Source organism: Leucobacter chromiisoli (assembly GCF_016522505.1).
GTDB lineage: Bacteria > Actinomycetota > Actinomycetes > Actinomycetales > Microbacteriaceae > Leucobacter > Leucobacter chromiisoli.
Genome location: NZ_JAEHOH010000007.1, coordinates 55,922 through 71,856, shown reverse-complemented (window position 1 = coordinate 71,856; position 15,935 = coordinate 55,922). Strand labels below are relative to the sequence as shown.

Genomic DNA, 15,935 nt, shown 5'->3' with positions numbered 1-15,935 from the left:
GAAAGAGGAACCATGCCCCACGCCAATGCGATCAGACCCTGGGCAGCGCTGTGGTCGCTGGTGATCGGCTTCTTCATGATCCTGGTCGACACGACCATCGTGTCGGTGGCGAACCCGTCGATCATGCGGGGTCTCGGCACGACCATGACGGCGACGCTCTGGGCGACGAGCGCGTACCTGCTGGCCTACGCGGTGCCGCTGCTCATCACCGGTCGGCTCGGCGACCGGTTCGGCCCGCGGCGCATCTACCTGTTCGGGCTCTCGGTGTTCACTCTCTCGTCCCTCGCCTGCGGCCTGGCCGGCAGCATCGAGGTGCTGGTGGGCGCGCGCGTGCTGCAGGGCTTCGGGGCCGCCATGATGACGCCGCAGACGATGGCCGTGATCACCCGCATCTTCCCGCCGCGCGAACGCGGATCCGCCATGGCCGTGTGGGGCGTCACCGCGGGCGTCGCGACGCTCGTCGGCCCGATCCTCGGCGGCTTCCTGCTCGACGCGTGGGGGTGGGAGTGGATCTTCTTCATCAACGTGCCCGTCGGGGTGATCGCCTTCGCGCTGGCGCTGCGCTACGTGCCCCGGCTGGAGACGAGCGCGCACCGCTTCGACTGGCTGGGCGTCCTGCTCAGCGCTCTCGGCATGTTTTTGCTGGTCTTCGGCATCCAGGAAGGCGAGAGCTTCGACTGGGGCGTCATCTGGGGGCCGATCTCGGTGTGGAGCATGATCGGCGCGGGCGTCGTGATCCTGATCTTCTTCGTCGTGTGGCAGCGGGTGCAGCGCGGTGAGCCCCTGATCCCGCTGCGGATCTTCCGCGACCGCAACTTCTCCGTGGGCACGGCGGCGATCGTGACCGTCGGGCTCGCGGTGACGAGCATGGGCCTGCCGCTGATGTTCTACCTGCAGCTCGTGCGCGGGCTGACCCCGACGCAGTCCGCGCTGATGATGGTGCCGATGGCGGTGCTCTCGATCGCCCTCGCCCGCCCGGTCGGCCGGCTCATCGACCGGCGGGATCCGCGCCGGCTGCCGCTGCTCGGGCTGCTGCTCGTCGCCTCGGGCCTGCTGCTCTACTTCCTGCTCGCGAAGCCGGACACCCCCATCGGGCTGCTCCTGATCCCGAGCGCCGTGCTCGGTTTCGGCAACGCCTTCATGTGGGGCCCGCTCGCCTCGATCACGACCTTCGGACTCGAGCCCCGGCTGGCGGGTGCCGGATCCGGCGTGTACAACACGAGCCGGCAGGTGGGATCCGTGCTCGGTTCTGCGGCGATGGCGGCGCTCATGGAGTCGCGCCTGACCGCGCAGTTCGGCGAGGAGGCCTCCGCGGCGGGCGGTCTCGGAGGAGCGGGCGCCGCTGGAGCGCTCCCGGAACCGATGCGCGAGGGCTTCACCACCGCCATGGCGCAGTCGATCCTGATGCCGATGGCGGTCATCCTCGTGGGCGCCGCGATCGTCCTCTGGTTCGCTCCGCGCCCGGAGGGCGCGCGGAGCCCGCGGATCCCGGAGAAGCGCGGGTAGCCCGCCACCCGGGATCCGCTGGCGGCCCGCTCGCCGGTCCTGCGCTCGCCGGCCCCGTTCCTCCGCCCGCTCCGGCTCCCGCGCTCGCCGCTCCCGGTCTTCGTCGAGATGCAGCGAGCGCGCACGAAGTGCTGGGATACTCGCTGGGAGCAGCCGTTTCTGCACACCCGGAGAAGGCTCCGGGGCGGCTGAGGAGAAGGGACCGCGCATGATCCTCGCATTTTCCGTCGCACCGAGCGGCGGCGAGAACCCCGACGGTTCGGTGGCCGACGCCGTCGCCGAGGCGGTGAAGGTGGTGCGCGCCTCGGGCCTGCCGAACCGCACCTCGTCGATGTTCACCGAGATCGAGGGCGAGTGGGACGAGGTGTTCGACGTCGTGAAGCGGGCGACCGAGGCCGTGGCGCCGTTCGGGTCCCGGATCTCGCTCGTCATGAAGGCCGACATCCGCCCCGGCTACGAGGGCGAGCTCGACGGCAAGCTCGAGCGGCTCGAGCGGGCGGTCGGGCAGCCGGGAGGGTCGCTCAGCTGACCGGTTCCCCGAGTGTCGGCGGCACCGACTACCCTCGGAAACCATGAGCATGGGCGGGCCGGCAGGAGGACGGGGCACCCGTGTGTCGTCGGCCGACTTCGAGCGTCAGCGCGAGCTGAACCGCGAGGCTCCCCGGATCCCGAACCTGGGCCGCCGCATCGCCGAGCTCTTCACCCCCTATCGCTGGCAGATCGGCGCGATCATCGCGCTCGTGCTGGTCTCGGCCGCGCTCGGCATCGCGCCGCCGCTGCTGACCCAGCGGGTCTTCGACGACGGCCTCTTCCCGACCGACGGCGGGGCGCCGAACCTGCCCGTGCTCGGCTGGCTGGTGCTCGGCATGGTCGTCGCGTTCGTGCTCTCGGGCGGCATCGGGATCGTCCAGACCCTGCTGACGGCGAGGGTCGGCAACCGGGTCATGGGCGACCTGCGGGTGCGGCTGTTCGCGCACTTGCAGTCGATGGAGCTCGGCTTCTTCACCCGCACCAAGACCGGCGTGATCCAATCGCGCCTGCAGAACGACGTCGGCGGCGTCGCCAACGTGCTCACGAACACGGTGTCGAACGTGGTGGGCAACACGGTGACGGTCATCGCCGCGCTCTTCGCGATGCTCGTGCTGAGCTGGCAGCTGACGATCATCGCCCTGCTGCTCATGCCGGTGCTCGTGATGGCCCAGCGGCGCGTCGGCCAGGTGCGCGCCCGCATCGCCGGTCGCACCCAGGAGTCGCTCTCGGAGATGTCGGCCATCACCCAGGAGGCGCTGTCGGTGTCGGGCGTGCTGCTCGCCAAGACGTACTCCCGCCAGCGCACCGAGACGGAGCGCTACGCGGCGGAGAACGCCAACCAGGTGGCACTGCAGGTGCGGCTGACCATGAGCGGCCAGGTGTTCTTCGCGCTCGTGCACGTCTTCCTCTCCGCGGTTCCCGCGATCGTCTACCTCGTGGCGGGCCTGCTGATCGCGCGCTCGGGCGGCGACGGCGCCGACATCGGGATCACGGCGGGCACGATCGTCGCGTTCACCACCGTCCAGTCGCGCCTGCTGTTCCCGCTGACCGCGCTGATGCGCGTCGCGCTCGACCTGCAGACCTCGAAGGCGCTGTTCGCCCGCATCTTCGAGTACCTCGACCTGCAGCCCGCGATCGTCGACGCCCCGGGGGCGCGGCCGCCCTCCGAGGATCCGGCCCTGGTCGGACGGATCGAGTTCGAGAACGTTACCTTCCGCTACCCCGACGCCGAGCCCGGAGAGCGCGCCACCATCGACGGAGTGAGCTTCCGGATCGAACCGGGGGAGTTCGTCGCCTTCGTCGGGGCCTCCGGCTCGGGCAAGACCACGATCGGCTCCCTGATCCCGCGCCTCTACGACGCCACCGAGGGCACGGTCCGCTTCGCCGGCGACGACGTGCGCGAGCTGCGGCAGGAGGCGCTGATGGACCAGATCGGCATGGTCACGCAGGAGTCCTACCTCTTCCACGCCTCGATCGCCGAGAACCTGCGCTACGCGAGACCGGGCGCGAGCGACGCCGAGCTGGAGGCGGCCGCGAGGATGGCGAACATCCACGAGTCGATCGTGTCGTTCGCCGACGGCTACGACACGATCGTGGGGGAGCGGGGGTACCGGCTCTCCGGCGGCGAGAAGCAGCGCATCGCGATCGCCAGGGTGCTGCTGAAGAACCCGCCGGTGCTGATCCTCGACGAGGCGACGAGCGCGCTCGACACCGTGAGCGAGCGGGTCGTGCAGCGGGCGATCGAGGGCGCGCGCAGCGGCCGCACGACGGTCGCGATCGCGCACCGGCTCTCGACCGTGATCGACGCCGACCGCATCTACGTGGTCGACCGCGGGCGCATCATCGAGCAGGGCACGCACATCGAACTTCTGGCGATCGGCGGCTCCTACGCCGAGCTGTACGCGGATCAAGGAGTGGCGGGCACCGCCCCTTCGGCCTGATGCTCGGCCGGCCGCGACGCGGACCGAGGAGCCAACCGTTCGCGAGTGCATCCGTCAAATGACGGATGCTCGGGTGTGCGGCTTCGTCTTGACTGTTGGCAAGCGCGGCACGGGGGCCGTCGGCGGTGGCCCCTATCGAGCAAAGGGGCGGGCATGGCGACTGGTTGGGTGTGGAACGAGGCCTTCAACTGGCACAACACCGGCAACGGCGCCGGCTGGCTGCCCCCGGGCGGCTACATCGAGCCGTTCCACTCGCTCGAGAGCCCGGAGTCGAAGGGGCGCCTCGCGAACCTCGTCGAGGTGAGCGGGCTCGCGAGCCAGTTGCTCCGCATCGACGCCTCGGAGGCGGCCGACGAAGAGATACTCCGCGTGCACACCCCCGAGTATCTGGAACGCCTGCGCGAGCTCGACCAGACGGGCGGCGACACGGGCGAGGTGGCTCACATGGGGCCGGGCGGGCTCTGGATCGCGCGGCTGGCGGCCGGGGCCGTGTCGAACGCGATGCGCTCCGTTCTCCGCGGAGACGTCGACAACGCCTATGCGCTCGTGCGGCCGGCCGGCCACCACGCCGAGGCGGATCGCGGGCGGGGCTTCTGCATCCTGGCCAATGCCTCCATCGCTATCGCGTCGGCCAGGGAAGAGTTCGACGTGGGACGCGTCGCGGTCGTCGACTGGGACGTCCACCACGGCAACGGCACGCAGGCCGCCTTCTGGGACGACCCCGAAACCCTGACGATATCCATCCACCAGGACCGGCTCTACCCCACCGACTCGGGACTGCACGCCGAGAACGGTGGCCCGGGCGCGGAGGGCGCCGCGCTGAACGTTCCCCTGCCTCCCGGGTGCGGAGACGACGCCTATGTCGAGGCCGTCGAGCGCGTGGTGGTGCCGGCGCTGAGGCGCTTCAAGCCCGAAGTCATCCACGTCGCGAGTGGTTTCGACGCCAGCGTCTGGGACCCGCTGGGGCGAATGATGGTGACGAGCGACGGCTTTCGTCGTCTGGCCCGGCTGATGAAGGATCTCGCAGAGGAGCTGTGCGACGGCCGTCTGGTCTTCGGCCACGAGGGAGGCTATTCGGCCCACTACGTTCCGTTCTGCGGGCTCGCGGTGCTCGAAGAGCTCGCCGGCCTCGAGACTCCCGTCGAGGACCCGTTCCTCGAGGGCCTGCTGGCGTACCCGCAGCACCGGCTTCAGCCCCACCAGGACGAGGCGATCCGCGAGGCCGCGCAACTCGTGGCGAGGGTGCCGGGGCGCTGAGACGGCGACCCGTGACCGACCGAACACCGCGAACGAACGAGGGAGAGCGATGAGCAGGAACACGGGATACGTCTGGCACGAGCAGTACGCCTGGCACGACACGGGCACGCACGCGGGGATCGTGCCGTCGGGAGGGTACGTGCAGCCTTACCACAACTTCGAGAGCCCCGAATCCAAGGCGCGCATGGCCGGGCTCATCGAGGTCTCGGGCCTGTTGAAGAGCCTGACGAGGATCGACGCCCGGCCGGTGACCGATGAGGACCTCCTGCGGGTGCACACGCCGGAGTACGTGGAGCGGATCCGCACGCAATCGCAGGGCAGCGGCGGCGACGCGGGCGACGGCTACTCCCCGTTCGCCCACGGGGCCTTCGAGCTCGCGCAGCTCGCGGCCGGCGGCACGTTGGCCGCAGCCGAGGCCGTGCTCCGCGGCGAGGTGGACAACGCCTACGCGCTGGTGCGCCCGCCCGGGCACCACGCCGAACCCGATCAGGGGCGCGGGTACTGCCTCTTCGCGAACGTCTCGGTCGCGCTCGAGAACCTCCGCGCACGGGGGCTCGTCGAACGCGTCGCGATCTTCGACTACGACGTCCACCACGGCAACGGTGCGCAGAAGATCTACTGGGAGGATCCCGATACCCTGCACATCTCCGTGCACCAGGATCGGCTGTTCCCCGTCGACAGCGGGATGATGGACGAGCAGGGCGGGAGCGCCGGGGAAGGGTTCAACATCAACGTGCCCCTTCCCGCCGGTTCGGGCGACGGCGCCTATGCGGACGTGGTGGAGCGGGTGGCCGCTCCCGCGATCCGCGCCTTCGAACCCGAACTCATCGTCGTCTCCAGCGGGTTCGACCCCGCCGCGCTCGATCCTCTGGGGGCCATGAGCGTGACGTCGGACGGCTTCAGGCGCGTCGCGCAGGGGCTGCTCGATGTCGCCGACGAGGTCTGCGACGGGCGGATCGTGTTCTCGCACGAAGGCGGATACTCGCCGGTTCAGGTGCCCTACTGCGGGCTCGCGGTGCTGGAGGCGCTGAGCGGCGTGCGCACGGACGTCGTCGATCCGTTCACGGCGAGCTTCGACCAGTCTCCGACCCGGCAGCTGCAGCCCTGGCAGGACGAGGTGATCGAAGACGCCGCCCGGTTGGCGCGTGCTCTCGGCGTCCGCTGAGACCTGCATCCACATCCGCACCCACACCCACTGAGCGCACCGAGCAACGATGCTCGGCGCCGATCCGAGAGAGCGAGAACACGATGAAGAAGCAACGGATGACGACGGGACTGACGGCGCTCGGCGCGATCGCGGCCCTGGCCCTGGCCGGGTGCTCCGGCGGTGGGGATGGCGGGTCAGGAGGCGAGGACAAGGGCGCGCTCGCGATGAGCTTCGCCGGGCGCGACATCCAACTCTGGAACGACATGCTGCCGTTCATGGAAGACGTCGTGGAGGACGCCGGGTACGAGTTCGTCACCGACAACCCCGAGTGGAACGCCCAGACCCAGGTCGAGAACTGGGAATCCTGGATCGTGCAGGGCGAGGTGAAGGTGATCATGGGGTATCCCGCCCAGTCGGACTCCATGGTTCCCGTGACGCTGCAGGCGCAGGACGCCGGGATCCCCGTGCTGGGATACGGCAGCGAGTGGGAGGGGGTCAGCGCGGCGGTGCTGATGGATCACGAGCGCGACGGGAAGCGGCTGGGCGAGGCCGCCGCCGAGTGGATCCGCGAGACCTACGGGGACGAGTCCGTGGACGTCGCGCTGCTGGCGTATCCCGACACCGATCTCGGTCGATTCCGCGGCGAGGGGATCAAGGCCGCCCTGGATGAGTCGGGCCTCAACCTGAACATCACGGAGCAGCGAGCGCTGAACCTCGACGAGGGCTACGCCGCGGTGCAGAACCAGCTCAGCGCCTTCCCGAACACCAAGGTCTGGCTGGGGATCTCCAACGACCAGACGAGAGGCGCGTACCAGGCGCTGATCGACTCCGGGGTGTCGGGCACCGACCCCACGGTCCTCGTGGGCAACGTCGACGGCACGGACGCGGAAGTGGAGTACGTCATGGAGGAGGGCAGCATCTGGCGGTACCTCTACATGGTCCCCGCACGCGAGATCGCCGAGGCCAACGCGCAGATGATGATCGACGCGGCCGAGGGGAAGGACGTCGAGGACGTCGTTCTCGAGCAGACGCAGGTGACTTCCGAGAACGCGGAGTCCTTCCTGCTCGAGAACCAGTGATGGCTCTTCGAACCCGCGAACGAGGTCACCATGGATGAGCGGCAGCGGGTGCCCGGCCCCCGGCTCGTGTACGACGGCGTGACGGTCGACTTCGGGGCCACCCGCGCTCTGAGCGACGTCAGCCTGTCCGTCGCCCCCGGCGAGATCATCGGCCTGCTCGGCCACAACGGCGCGGGCAAGAGCACGTTGTTCAACGTGACTTCGGGGGCGCTGACCGCGTTCGGCGGCTCCTTCGCCGTCGACGGGAAGAGGATCAGCAGGGGCCTGAGCCCGCGAGAGGCCGCCGCGCTGGGGATCACCGTGATCCATCAGGAGCCGGCCCTCGTCGCCAATCTCAGCGTGTTCGAGAACCTCTTCCTCGCCAGGGACGCCGCCGCGGAGAAGCCCGCGATCAAGCGGCGCCGCGCCGAGGAGGCGCTGGCCTCCGTAGGGGCGGCCCATCTCCCGCTGGACATCCCGGTGGACGCGCTGTCTCTGGGGGAACGCCAGCTGGTGGATCTCGCACGAGGGATGCTCGCGGGTGAGATGAAAGTCCTGCTGCTCGACGAGCCGACCGCCGCGCTCGGACGCGCGGAGACCGATGCCCTGCACCAACTCATCAGGAGCTTCGCGGCCCGCGGCACCTCGGTGCTGTACGTCTCGCACCGTCTCCCCGACATCATGGAGATCTGCACGCGCATGGTGGTGATGCGCGGGGGCGCGATCGTGGTCGACGGGCCCGCACGGGACTTCACGCCCGACGCACTGGCGCGTGCGCTGGTGCCCGAACTGCGCGAGACCCGCCTGATCGAGACGACGCCCGGCGACGAGATCCTGCGGGTTCCACTGGGCGGAGGTTCGATCAGCGTGCGTCACGGCGAGGTCGTGGGGCTCTTCGGCATGGCCGGAGGGGAGCAGTTCAGGATCGCCGCGAGGCTCGCCGGAGCTGACCACCAGTCGAAGTTCGAGTTTCGGGGGCGAACCGTGAAGGTGGTGCGCCCCGCGCAGGCCATCCGGAGAGGGATCTTCTACGTTCCCCCCGACCGTGACGCCGAGGGGCTGATCGCCTCCGAGTCCGCGAAGGACAATGTGATGCTTCCCTGGTACGGGCGCAGTCGCGCGCGCGGATGGTGGGTCTCCCCTCAGACGGGCAAGGACACCTACGCCGCGGCGCGCACGGGCCTGGAGATCCACGGTCCGTCCGGCGAGGCCGAGATCTCCCAGTTCTCCGGAGGCAACCGCCAGAAGCACCTGCTCGCCCGGTGGCTCTACCCGGCCGAACCGGAACTGCTGGTCCTCTCCCAGCCGACGCAGGGCGTCGACGTCGGTGCGCGGGTCGACATCGTCGACGCCGTGCGGTCGACCGCCGCCGCGGGGTCGGGGGTGCTGGTCGTCTCGAGCGAGTCCGACGAGATCGCGATGATGTGCGACCGGGCCTACGTCCTGTTCGACGAGGAGGTGCGCGAAGTCTCTCAGGGAGGGGACTACAACGCCGACCTCCTCTCAACCCTTCTGTCCATGGCCGGTGCACGGCGCCGCGAAAAGCCGGGAGACGAGCTATGAACTCTGAACGCATCAAGATCCTGCTGGCCCGGAACGGCATCTTCGCAGCGCTGATCCTGCTCATCGCTGTCTTCTCGATCCTTCGCCCGAACTTCCTCAGCCTCGGCAACGGGCAGAGCATCCTGCTGCAGGCCGCCGAACTGGGGCTCATCGCCGTTCCCGTGGCCTTCCTCATCATGTCCGGCACGATCGACCTCTCCGTGGGGTCCATCGCCTCGGCCTCCGCCGTCACGGCCGGACTCGTGATGAGCGGCACCGGCTCGACGGCACTGGGACTTCTCGTGGGGGTGGCGACCGGTCTCGTCGCGGGGGCGCTCAACGGCTTCCTGGTGTCGTATCTGGGGTTGAACTCCTTCGTCGTGACGCTCGGCGGGTTGAGCGTGTGGGGCGGGTTCGCGCTCCTGCTCTCGGGCGGCAACACGATTCCGCGCGCGGAACTGCCCGAGGAGTTCCGCACCATCGGCACGATGCGCATCGGGCCGGTCCCGATCCAGATCTGCCTCCTGGTGCTCGTCGTGCTCGTCGGATGGTACGTGCTGAATCGCACCCGGTTCGGCAAGGAGGTGAAAGCGATCGGCGGGAACGAGCGGGCGGCGAGCCTCATGGGCGTCAACGTCAGACGGACCCGGGCGCTGCTGTTCGTCGCCAGCGGCGTGTTCTCCGCGCTCGCCGGCCTGCTGCTCTCCGCGAAGGTCCAGTCGGCCAACCCGAACATCGGTTCCGGGCTGGAACTGGAGGCGCTCACCGTGGTCCTTCTCGGAGGCGTCGCGTTCTCCGGAGGCATCGGGCGCATCAGCGGCGTGCTGGCCGGCCTGCTCTTCTTCCGCGTCCTGCGCACGGGCCTCGTCTTCCTCCAGGCGTCCCCCTTCCTGCAGACGATCCTCGTGGGTGCGACGCTCATCGTCGCGGTCGGCCTCGACCGCAGCGTCCAGAAGGTGATCCGGAGCTCCTGGGCCAAGCTGGGGAAGGAAGCCATCGAGGAGGAGGAGAAGGAACCGGACGGACGGCCGGACAAGGGCGCCCCGTGAGTACGCACGGCCCCCCGAGCGTGCTCGAGTCGAGCATCCGGGAGCTGCACGCGGCGCTCGAGTCCGGAGCGGTCACCTCGGTGGAGCTCGTCGCGGACTGTGTGAACCGGATCGCGTTCTACGACCGCCACGGCATCCTCCTGAACGCCGTACCGGTGCTCAATCCCGATATGTTCGCAGAAGCGCGTGCCGCCGACGAGCGGCGTGAGCGCGGCGAGTCGCGGGGCCCTCTCGACGGGATACCCTACACGGCGAAGGACAGCTACCGCGCACGAGGGCTCACCGTTGCGGCGGGCTCGCCGGCCTTCCGCGAACTCATCGCGAACGAGGATTCGTTCGCGATCGAGCGGCTGCGCGCGGCGGGCGCGGTGCTCATCGGTCTGAGCAACATGCCTCCGATGGCGGCGGGCGGTATGCAGCGGGGCGTGTACGGGCGCGCTGAGAGCCCCTACAACTCCCGCTACCTCACCTCCGCGTTCGCCTCGGGCTCCTCGAACGGCTCGGGAACGGCGACCGCCGCCGGGTTCGGCGTGTTCGGCCTCGGGGAGGAGACCTGGTCCTCCGGCAGGGCTCCCGCGTCGAACAACGGCCTGGTGGCCTACACCCCTTCGCGGGGGCTGATCTCGATGCGGGGCAACTGGCCGCTGATCCCGACGATGGATGTCGTGGTGCCGCACACTCGCACGGTCGCGGACATGCTGGAGGTGCTGAACGTGCTGGTGGCCGATGACGGGGAGCGCCGAGGCGACTTCTGGCGCCTGCAGCCCTGGGTGAGCCTCCCCTCCCCGTCGCGAGTACGGCCTCGGGACTATCGCCGGCTTGCGGATCCCCGGGCTCTCCGCGGACGCAGGCTCGGCGTGCCCCGCCTGTACATCAACGCCGACCACGAGACGACCAGGCCGGTCGAGACCCGACCCTCCGTGATCGAATGCTGGGAGGCGGCTCGTCGCGATCTCGAAGCACTGGGCGCGGAAGTCGTCGAAGTCGACTTTCCCGCGGTCTCCAACTACGAGCGGGACCGGCCGGGCGCCCGGTCGATGATCGACCGGGGCCTCGTGCCGGAAGGGTTCGTCCGGAGCGAGCTCTGGGATCTCGTCGTGATGGCCTGGGACGACTTCCTCAGAGCCAACGGCGACCCTCGGATCCCGTCCCTCGATGCCGTGAACGGGGAACTGATCTTCCCGAGACCGGAAGGGGCGCTGCCGGACCGGTACCACGAGTTCACCCCGGCACCCGACTACCCCGAACACGCCCGGTACGTCGAATTCGCCCGCCGCGGGGTGCCGAGGCTCGAGGAGATCCCGCTGCTGGCGGAGGGGCTGCGCGGTCTGGAGGAGACCCGCAGGAGAGACTTCGAGGAGTGGCTCGACGCTGAAGCGCTCGACGCCCTGGTCTTTCCCGCGGTGGCGGATGTCGGACCCGCCGACGCGGATGTCGATCCGGAGTCGGCGGCCCTCGCCTGGCGCAACGGCACGTGGGTTGCCAACGGCAACCTGGTGCTGCGCCACCTCGGCATTCCCACGGTGACGGCCCCGATGGGGCTCATGTCCGATATCGCCATGCCGGTGGGTCTCACCTTCGCGGGAGGAGCCTACGACGACAGCGCGCTCCTCGGGTATGCATACGCCTTCGACTCCCTGAGGAGGCGACGCACGAGCCCTCCCCGCACCCCTCCGCTGCCCGGGGAGGAACGGCGGGCTCGTGGTACAGCGGGCCCCCGCTCCGGCGCCGGCGCCGGAGCCGCCATGGGGGAGCGCCTCCTCCGCCTTCGAGCCACCGTGGCGGAGGCCGGAGGTCCGGCGGGCGAGGGGATGATCGCCGTCGAGGTGGAGGGGGAGGCGCTCCCCGAGGCGGCGATCCGCGTCTTCGTCGACGGCGTGGAGTTGGAGACGGTGCGCACGGGCTCGGGCTTCCGCTGCCGGAAACTGCTTGCTCACGAGCAGCACGATCGCGTCCACAGCGAGTGGAGGGAGCCCTACGGCACCGTGGTCCTCGCGGTCTCGCGCGATGCGACGGGCGCCTGCGTCGGGGCGTACACGGTCGTCGGCGGTGTCGCGTAACGGGCGAGACCGGCGATGCGGTACGCGTGCCCCGGAAGATGATGTCGTGCGTGAAATAATCGCTCTGTGCGTCCCATCACCCAGTCCAGCAAGCTCAGCGGCGTTCGCTACGACGTGCGCGGCCCCATCCTGCAGGAGGCCGAGCGCCTCGAGCGCGAGGGCTCCGAGATCCTGCGGCTGAACATCGGCAATCCGGCGGCATTCGGGTTCGAGGCGCCCCCCGAGATCCTCGAGGCGATGCGCGCGTCGCTGCCGCACGCGCAGGGCTACAGCGACTCCCGGGGCATCCTGCCGGCGCGCGAGGCGGTGGCCGAGCACTACGCGAGGCTCGGGGTGGAGGGGGTGCGCCCCGACGATGTGCTCATCGGCAACGGGGTGAGCGAGCTCATCTCCCTCGTGCTGCAGGCGCTGATCAGCCCGGGTGACGAGATCCTCATCCCCTCCCCCGACTATCCGCTGTGGACCGCGCAGGTGACCCTCGCCGGCGGCCACGCCGTGCACTACCCCTGCGACGAGCAGAACGGGTGGATGCCGGATCTCGGGGCGCTCGAGCAGCTCGTGACCGAGCGGACCAAGGGTGTCGTGCTCATCAACCCGAACAATCCCACCGGCGCGGTCTACTCGCCCGAGCTGGTGCGCGGCTTCGCGGGGTTCGCCGAGCGGCACGGCCTCGTGCTGATGGCCGACGAGATCTACGACCACATCCTCTACGACGGCGCGATCCACGAGCACGCCGCGAGGCACGCGCGCGACACGCTGTGCCTCACGTTCAGCGGACTGTCCAAGATCCAGCGGGTCGCCGGCTATCGGACCGGGTGGGTCGTCGCCTCCGGCGACCGCTCCGTCGCGACCGACTTCCTGGAGGGGCTCGCGCTGCTCGCGAACATGCGCATGTGCTCCAATGTCCCGGGCCAGCACGCGATCCCCGTGGCGCTGTCGAGCGCGTCGAACTGGTCGGGGATCGCGGATCTCTGCGCCCCCGGCGGTCGGTTCTGCGACCAGCGCGACACGGCCTACCGCCTGCTCACCGGGATCCCGGGGGTCACCTGCGAGCTGCCGGGCGGGGCGATGTATCTGTTCCCCCGCCTCGACCCCGCGCGCTACGACATCCACGACGACCAGCACTTCGTCATCCAGCTGATGCGCGCGACCCGCGTGATGATCACGAACGGGCGGGGCTTCAACCTGCCGACTCCGGATCACGTGCGCTTCGTCACGCTGCCGAGCGTCGAGGTGCTCACCGAGGCGATCGGCCGCATCGCCGAGTACCTGGAGACCGTCAGGATCGACTGAGCGCGGCTCACGATAGCGGGGCGCGCGCCGCTTGTCGAGGGGCTCGCAACGGCACGGCCCCGTTCCTAGTGTGAATCGCACACGAACGGGGCGCGCGTCCGCTGCGCGCTCCGGCAATTCGCCAAGGGAGGTCGCATCATGCCGAGGTCACGTCGCCCGCAGCTCAAGGATCCCGAGCTCTACGAGAGCCTCCGCGAGGACGGGGCGTCGGAGGAGAAGGCGGCTCGCATCTCGAACGCGGCGGCCCGGGACGGACGCAGCAAGGTGGGCAAGCGCGGCGGCAAGGCCGAGGACTACGAGGAGCGCACCGTCCCGGAGCTGCGGGAGCGCGCGAAGGAGCTGGGCCTCTCCGGGTACTCGCGTCTGCGCAAGAAGGAACTCATCGACCTCCTGCGCAACCACTGATCCGCCGCTGCGCTCCGCAGCCGTCGCCCGCATCCCGACGCCCCGTGCCCGCCTGACGGGCACGGGCGCGGGGGAAGATCCGCAAACCGAGGAGGAGCCATGTCACCGAACGTCGATCCGAGAACGAAGTACACGCGTCCGCCGATGCCGCTGCAGCACCAGAGCGGGCAGCCGGGCACGACCGAGCCGATGCAGCCGCGGCCCGACCACGGCGAGGAGAGCTACCGCGGCTCGGACAGGCTGGCGGGTCAGCGGGCCCTCATCACGGGAGGCGACTCGGGCATCGGCCGCGCCGTCGCGGTGGCCTTCGCCCGCGAGGGCGCCGACGTCGCGATCTCCTACCTGCCCTCCGAGGAGGAGGACGCCCTCGAGACCGAGCGCCTCGTGACCGAGGCGGGACGGCGCTGCGTGCGGATCCCCGGCGATCTGCGCCTCGAGGAGCACTGCCGCGAGGTCGTGGAGCGCACGGTCGCGGAGCTCGGCGGCCTCGACACGCTCGTGCTCAACGCGGGCACGCAGTCGAAGCGGGATCCCGACGCCGCGATCGAGCGGGAGGAGATCCTGCGCGTGTTCGAGACCAACCTCGTCGCCCCCATTCTGCTGATGCGCGAGGCGGCGCCGGATCTCCGGCCCGGCGCCAGCGTCATCGTCTCCGCATCGATCCAGTCGTTCTCGCCGAGCCCCGACCTGCTCGACTACGCGATGACCAAGGCGGCCCTCGTCGCCTTCACCCGCGCCCTCGCCGAGGAGCAGGGCGCGCGGGGCGTGCGCGTCAACGCCGTGGCTCCCGGCCCCATCTGGACGCCCCTGATCCCCGCGACGGGGTGGACCGAGAAGGTCGAGCACTTCGGGGAGGACACGCCGCTGGGCCGACCCGGTCAGCCGGCCGAGCTCGCCGGAGCATACGTCTACCTCGCCTCCGAGGAGGCCTCGTACGTCTCCGGCGCGGTGCTCCCGGTGACCGGCGGCAAGCACCTGTAGGCCCCAGCACCTGTAGCCCGGCGAGTCGCCCGGGCCTACGAGGCGGCGGCGTCGCCCGCGCCGAACTCGGACCCGTACAGGTCGAGGAGGCCGGCCAGGCCGCCGTGCTCGAAGGCCCGCACCTGGCGCCTCGCCCCCGAGCCGTGGGCGCGGAGCCGCGACACGAAGTCGCTCACCCGCTGCTCGTCTCCGAAACGGGCGAGCTCCTCGCCCACGGCGTCGACCAGCAGATCCACGAACTCGATCGCGGGCAGCTGCTCGCCGCCCACGACGTCGAGGATGCCCTCGTCCAGTCCGTCGCGCGACGCCATCCAGTTCGCGCCGGTCAGCATCTCCGGCAGCACGCGCGGCCGGGGGAGCCCCGCCTCGCGATCCCGCAGGCACCGGTCGACGAGCGCGCGCACCAGCACCGCGAAGGCCACCGAGTCCTCGGCCCACAGCTGGGAATCGCCGATGCGGAGCTCGATGGTGGGGAAGCGGTTCGAGAGCCTGGCCGTCCAGGTGACGGAGCCGTGGTCGAGCAGGGTGCCGCTGGCGATCAACCGGCTGAGCCGCTCCTCGTACTCCTCCCCGCTGGCGAACTCGGGAGGATACCCGCAGAGGGGCCAGGACCTCCCGAGCATGTGCCGCCAGCCCGCGAACCCCATCACCTGTCCCTGCCAGATGGGGGAGTTCGTGGTCATGGCGAGGAGGATCGGGGACCAGGGCGCCATCCGAGCGAGGACGTCCACTCCGGCGTCCGGCGAGGGCACCTCGACGTGAACGTGCAGGCCCGTGTTGTAGCTGTGCGCGGAGGCACGGCGCATCGTCGCGTTGAGCTCGAAGTAGCGCCGTTTCGGGGTGACGGAGCCCGCGCGCTCGCCGCCGACGGGCGGCACACCCGTCCCGGCGACGATGACCCCCTGCTCCTCGGCCGCCTCCGACGCGCACTGCCGGAAGTACCGCAGCTCCCGTTCGGCATCCTCAGCGCTGCGGCAGATGGAGGTCGCCGTCTCCAGCTGGCTCGCGAAGTATTCGCGCTCGGCGCGTTCGCGGAGGGCGGGCATGGATCGGATGAGATCGGCCGCACGGTTGCTGGGGGTGCCGGATTCGGCGTCGAGGATGAGGTACTCCTCCTCGACGCCGAAGTTTCTGAGCTCGGAGTCGATGCTCGAGGTCATGGCGCG

12 protein-coding genes and 1 pseudogene are annotated in these 15,935 nt (G+C 70.2%); 12 read left to right on the top strand and 1 reads right to left on the bottom strand.

Translation table 11 applies throughout. The features are described 5' to 3' along the window. Window positions 1-12: 12 nt before the first annotated feature. The 12 genes and pseudogenes from JD276_RS06150 (at window position 13) to JD276_RS06095 (ending at window position 14,769) form a co-directional block, all read left to right on the top strand. Window positions 13-1,506, top strand: a complete 1,494-nt coding sequence (locus tag JD276_RS06150; protein WP_200114788.1) for a DHA2 family efflux MFS transporter permease subunit — start codon at window positions 13-15, stop codon at window positions 1,504-1,506. A gap of 208 nt (window positions 1,507-1,714) precedes the next feature. Beyond that, window positions 1,715-2,035, top strand: coding sequence for a thiamine-binding protein (locus tag JD276_RS06145; RefSeq protein WP_200114787.1), 321 nt, complete (start codon window positions 1,715-1,717; stop codon window positions 2,033-2,035). A 49-nt stretch (window positions 2,036-2,084) separates the two neighbouring features. Continuing rightward, window positions 2,085-3,977 (top strand): ABC transporter ATP-binding protein, encoded by a 1,893-nt coding sequence (locus JD276_RS06140; RefSeq protein WP_200114828.1) that lies wholly within the window; start codon window positions 2,085-2,087, stop codon window positions 3,975-3,977. A gap of 153 nt (window positions 3,978-4,130) precedes the next feature. Next, on the top strand, window positions 4,131-5,234 hold the full coding sequence (locus tag JD276_RS06135; protein WP_200114786.1) for a histone deacetylase-like amidohydrolase: 1,104 nt from the start codon (window positions 4,131-4,133) through the stop codon (window positions 5,232-5,234). Between the two features lie 49 nt (window positions 5,235-5,283). Then, the gene (locus JD276_RS06130) at window positions 5,284-6,399 is read left to right on the top strand and encodes a histone deacetylase-like amidohydrolase (RefSeq protein WP_200114785.1); all 1,116 of its coding nucleotides are present in this window, start codon (window positions 5,284-5,286) and stop codon (window positions 6,397-6,399) included. 98 nt (window positions 6,400-6,497) lie between these two features. Continuing rightward, window positions 6,498-7,460, top strand: a complete 963-nt coding sequence (locus JD276_RS06125; protein ID WP_233615404.1) for a sugar ABC transporter substrate-binding protein — start codon at window positions 6,498-6,500, stop codon at window positions 7,458-7,460. A 30-nt stretch (window positions 7,461-7,490) separates the two neighbouring features. Continuing rightward, entirely contained in the window at window positions 7,491-9,002 is a 1,512-nt protein-coding gene (locus JD276_RS06120; RefSeq protein ID WP_200114783.1) for a sugar ABC transporter ATP-binding protein, read from the top strand. After that, window positions 8,999-10,030 carry an ABC transporter permease gene (locus tag JD276_RS06115; protein WP_200114782.1) on the top strand — a complete coding sequence of 344 codons (1,032 nt, stop codon included), beginning with the start codon at window positions 8,999-9,001 and terminating at the stop codon, window positions 10,028-10,030. The genes JD276_RS06120 and JD276_RS06115 overlap by 4 nt, the downstream gene beginning before the upstream one ends. After that, a pseudogene (locus JD276_RS06110) lies at window positions 10,027-11,709 on the top strand (amidase); the annotation flags it as partial. The gene JD276_RS06115 and the pseudogene JD276_RS06110, both read left to right, overlap by 4 nt. A 447-nt stretch (window positions 11,710-12,156) precedes the next feature. Next, window positions 12,157-13,383 (top strand): pyridoxal phosphate-dependent aminotransferase, encoded by a 1,227-nt coding sequence (locus JD276_RS06105; RefSeq protein WP_200114780.1) that lies wholly within the window; start codon window positions 12,157-12,159, stop codon window positions 13,381-13,383. 138 nt (window positions 13,384-13,521) lie between these two features. Next, on the top strand, window positions 13,522-13,788 hold the full coding sequence (locus JD276_RS06100) for a Rho termination factor N-terminal domain-containing protein (RefSeq protein WP_200114779.1): 267 nt from the start codon (window positions 13,522-13,524) through the stop codon (window positions 13,786-13,788). A gap of 99 nt (window positions 13,789-13,887) precedes the next feature. After that, window positions 13,888-14,769: an SDR family oxidoreductase gene (locus JD276_RS06095; RefSeq protein WP_200114778.1), complete on the top strand. Its 882-nt coding sequence runs from the start codon at window positions 13,888-13,890 to the stop codon at window positions 14,767-14,769. A 35-nt stretch (window positions 14,770-14,804) separates the two neighbouring features. Here JD276_RS06095 and JD276_RS06090 read toward each other — a convergent pair whose 3' ends face one another. Then, window positions 14,805-15,929 (bottom strand): carboxylate-amine ligase, encoded by a 1,125-nt coding sequence (locus tag JD276_RS06090; RefSeq protein WP_200114777.1) that lies wholly within the window; start codon window positions 15,927-15,929, stop codon window positions 14,805-14,807. Window positions 15,930-15,935 lie beyond the last annotated feature (6 nt).

Coding starts and splice junctions, on each gene's coding strand:
- JD276_RS06100 (WP_200114779.1), top strand. CDS start 13,522: ATGCCGAGGTCACGTCGCCCGCAGCTCAAGGATCCCGAGCTCTACGAG.
- JD276_RS06145 (WP_200114787.1), top strand. CDS start 1,715: ATGATCCTCGCATTTTCCGTCGCACCGAGCGGCGGCGAGAACCCCGAC.
- JD276_RS06125 (WP_233615404.1), top strand. CDS start 6,498: ATGACGACGGGACTGACGGCGCTCGGCGCGATCGCGGCCCTGGCCCTG.
- JD276_RS06115 (WP_200114782.1), top strand. CDS start 8,999: ATGAACTCTGAACGCATCAAGATCCTGCTGGCCCGGAACGGCATCTTC.
- JD276_RS06095 (WP_200114778.1), top strand. CDS start 13,888: ATGTCACCGAACGTCGATCCGAGAACGAAGTACACGCGTCCGCCGATG.
- JD276_RS06135 (WP_200114786.1), top strand. CDS start 4,131: ATGGCGACTGGTTGGGTGTGGAACGAGGCCTTCAACTGGCACAACACC.
- JD276_RS06120 (WP_200114783.1), top strand. CDS start 7,491: ATGGATGAGCGGCAGCGGGTGCCCGGCCCCCGGCTCGTGTACGACGGC.
- JD276_RS06090 (WP_200114777.1), bottom strand. CDS start 15,929: ATGACCTCGAGCATCGACTCCGAGCTCAGAAACTTCGGCGTCGAGGAG.
- JD276_RS06130 (WP_200114785.1), top strand. CDS start 5,284: ATGAGCAGGAACACGGGATACGTCTGGCACGAGCAGTACGCCTGGCAC.
- JD276_RS06140 (WP_200114828.1), top strand. CDS start 2,085: ATGGGCGGGCCGGCAGGAGGACGGGGCACCCGTGTGTCGTCGGCCGAC.
- JD276_RS06150 (WP_200114788.1), top strand. CDS start 13: ATGCCCCACGCCAATGCGATCAGACCCTGGGCAGCGCTGTGGTCGCTG.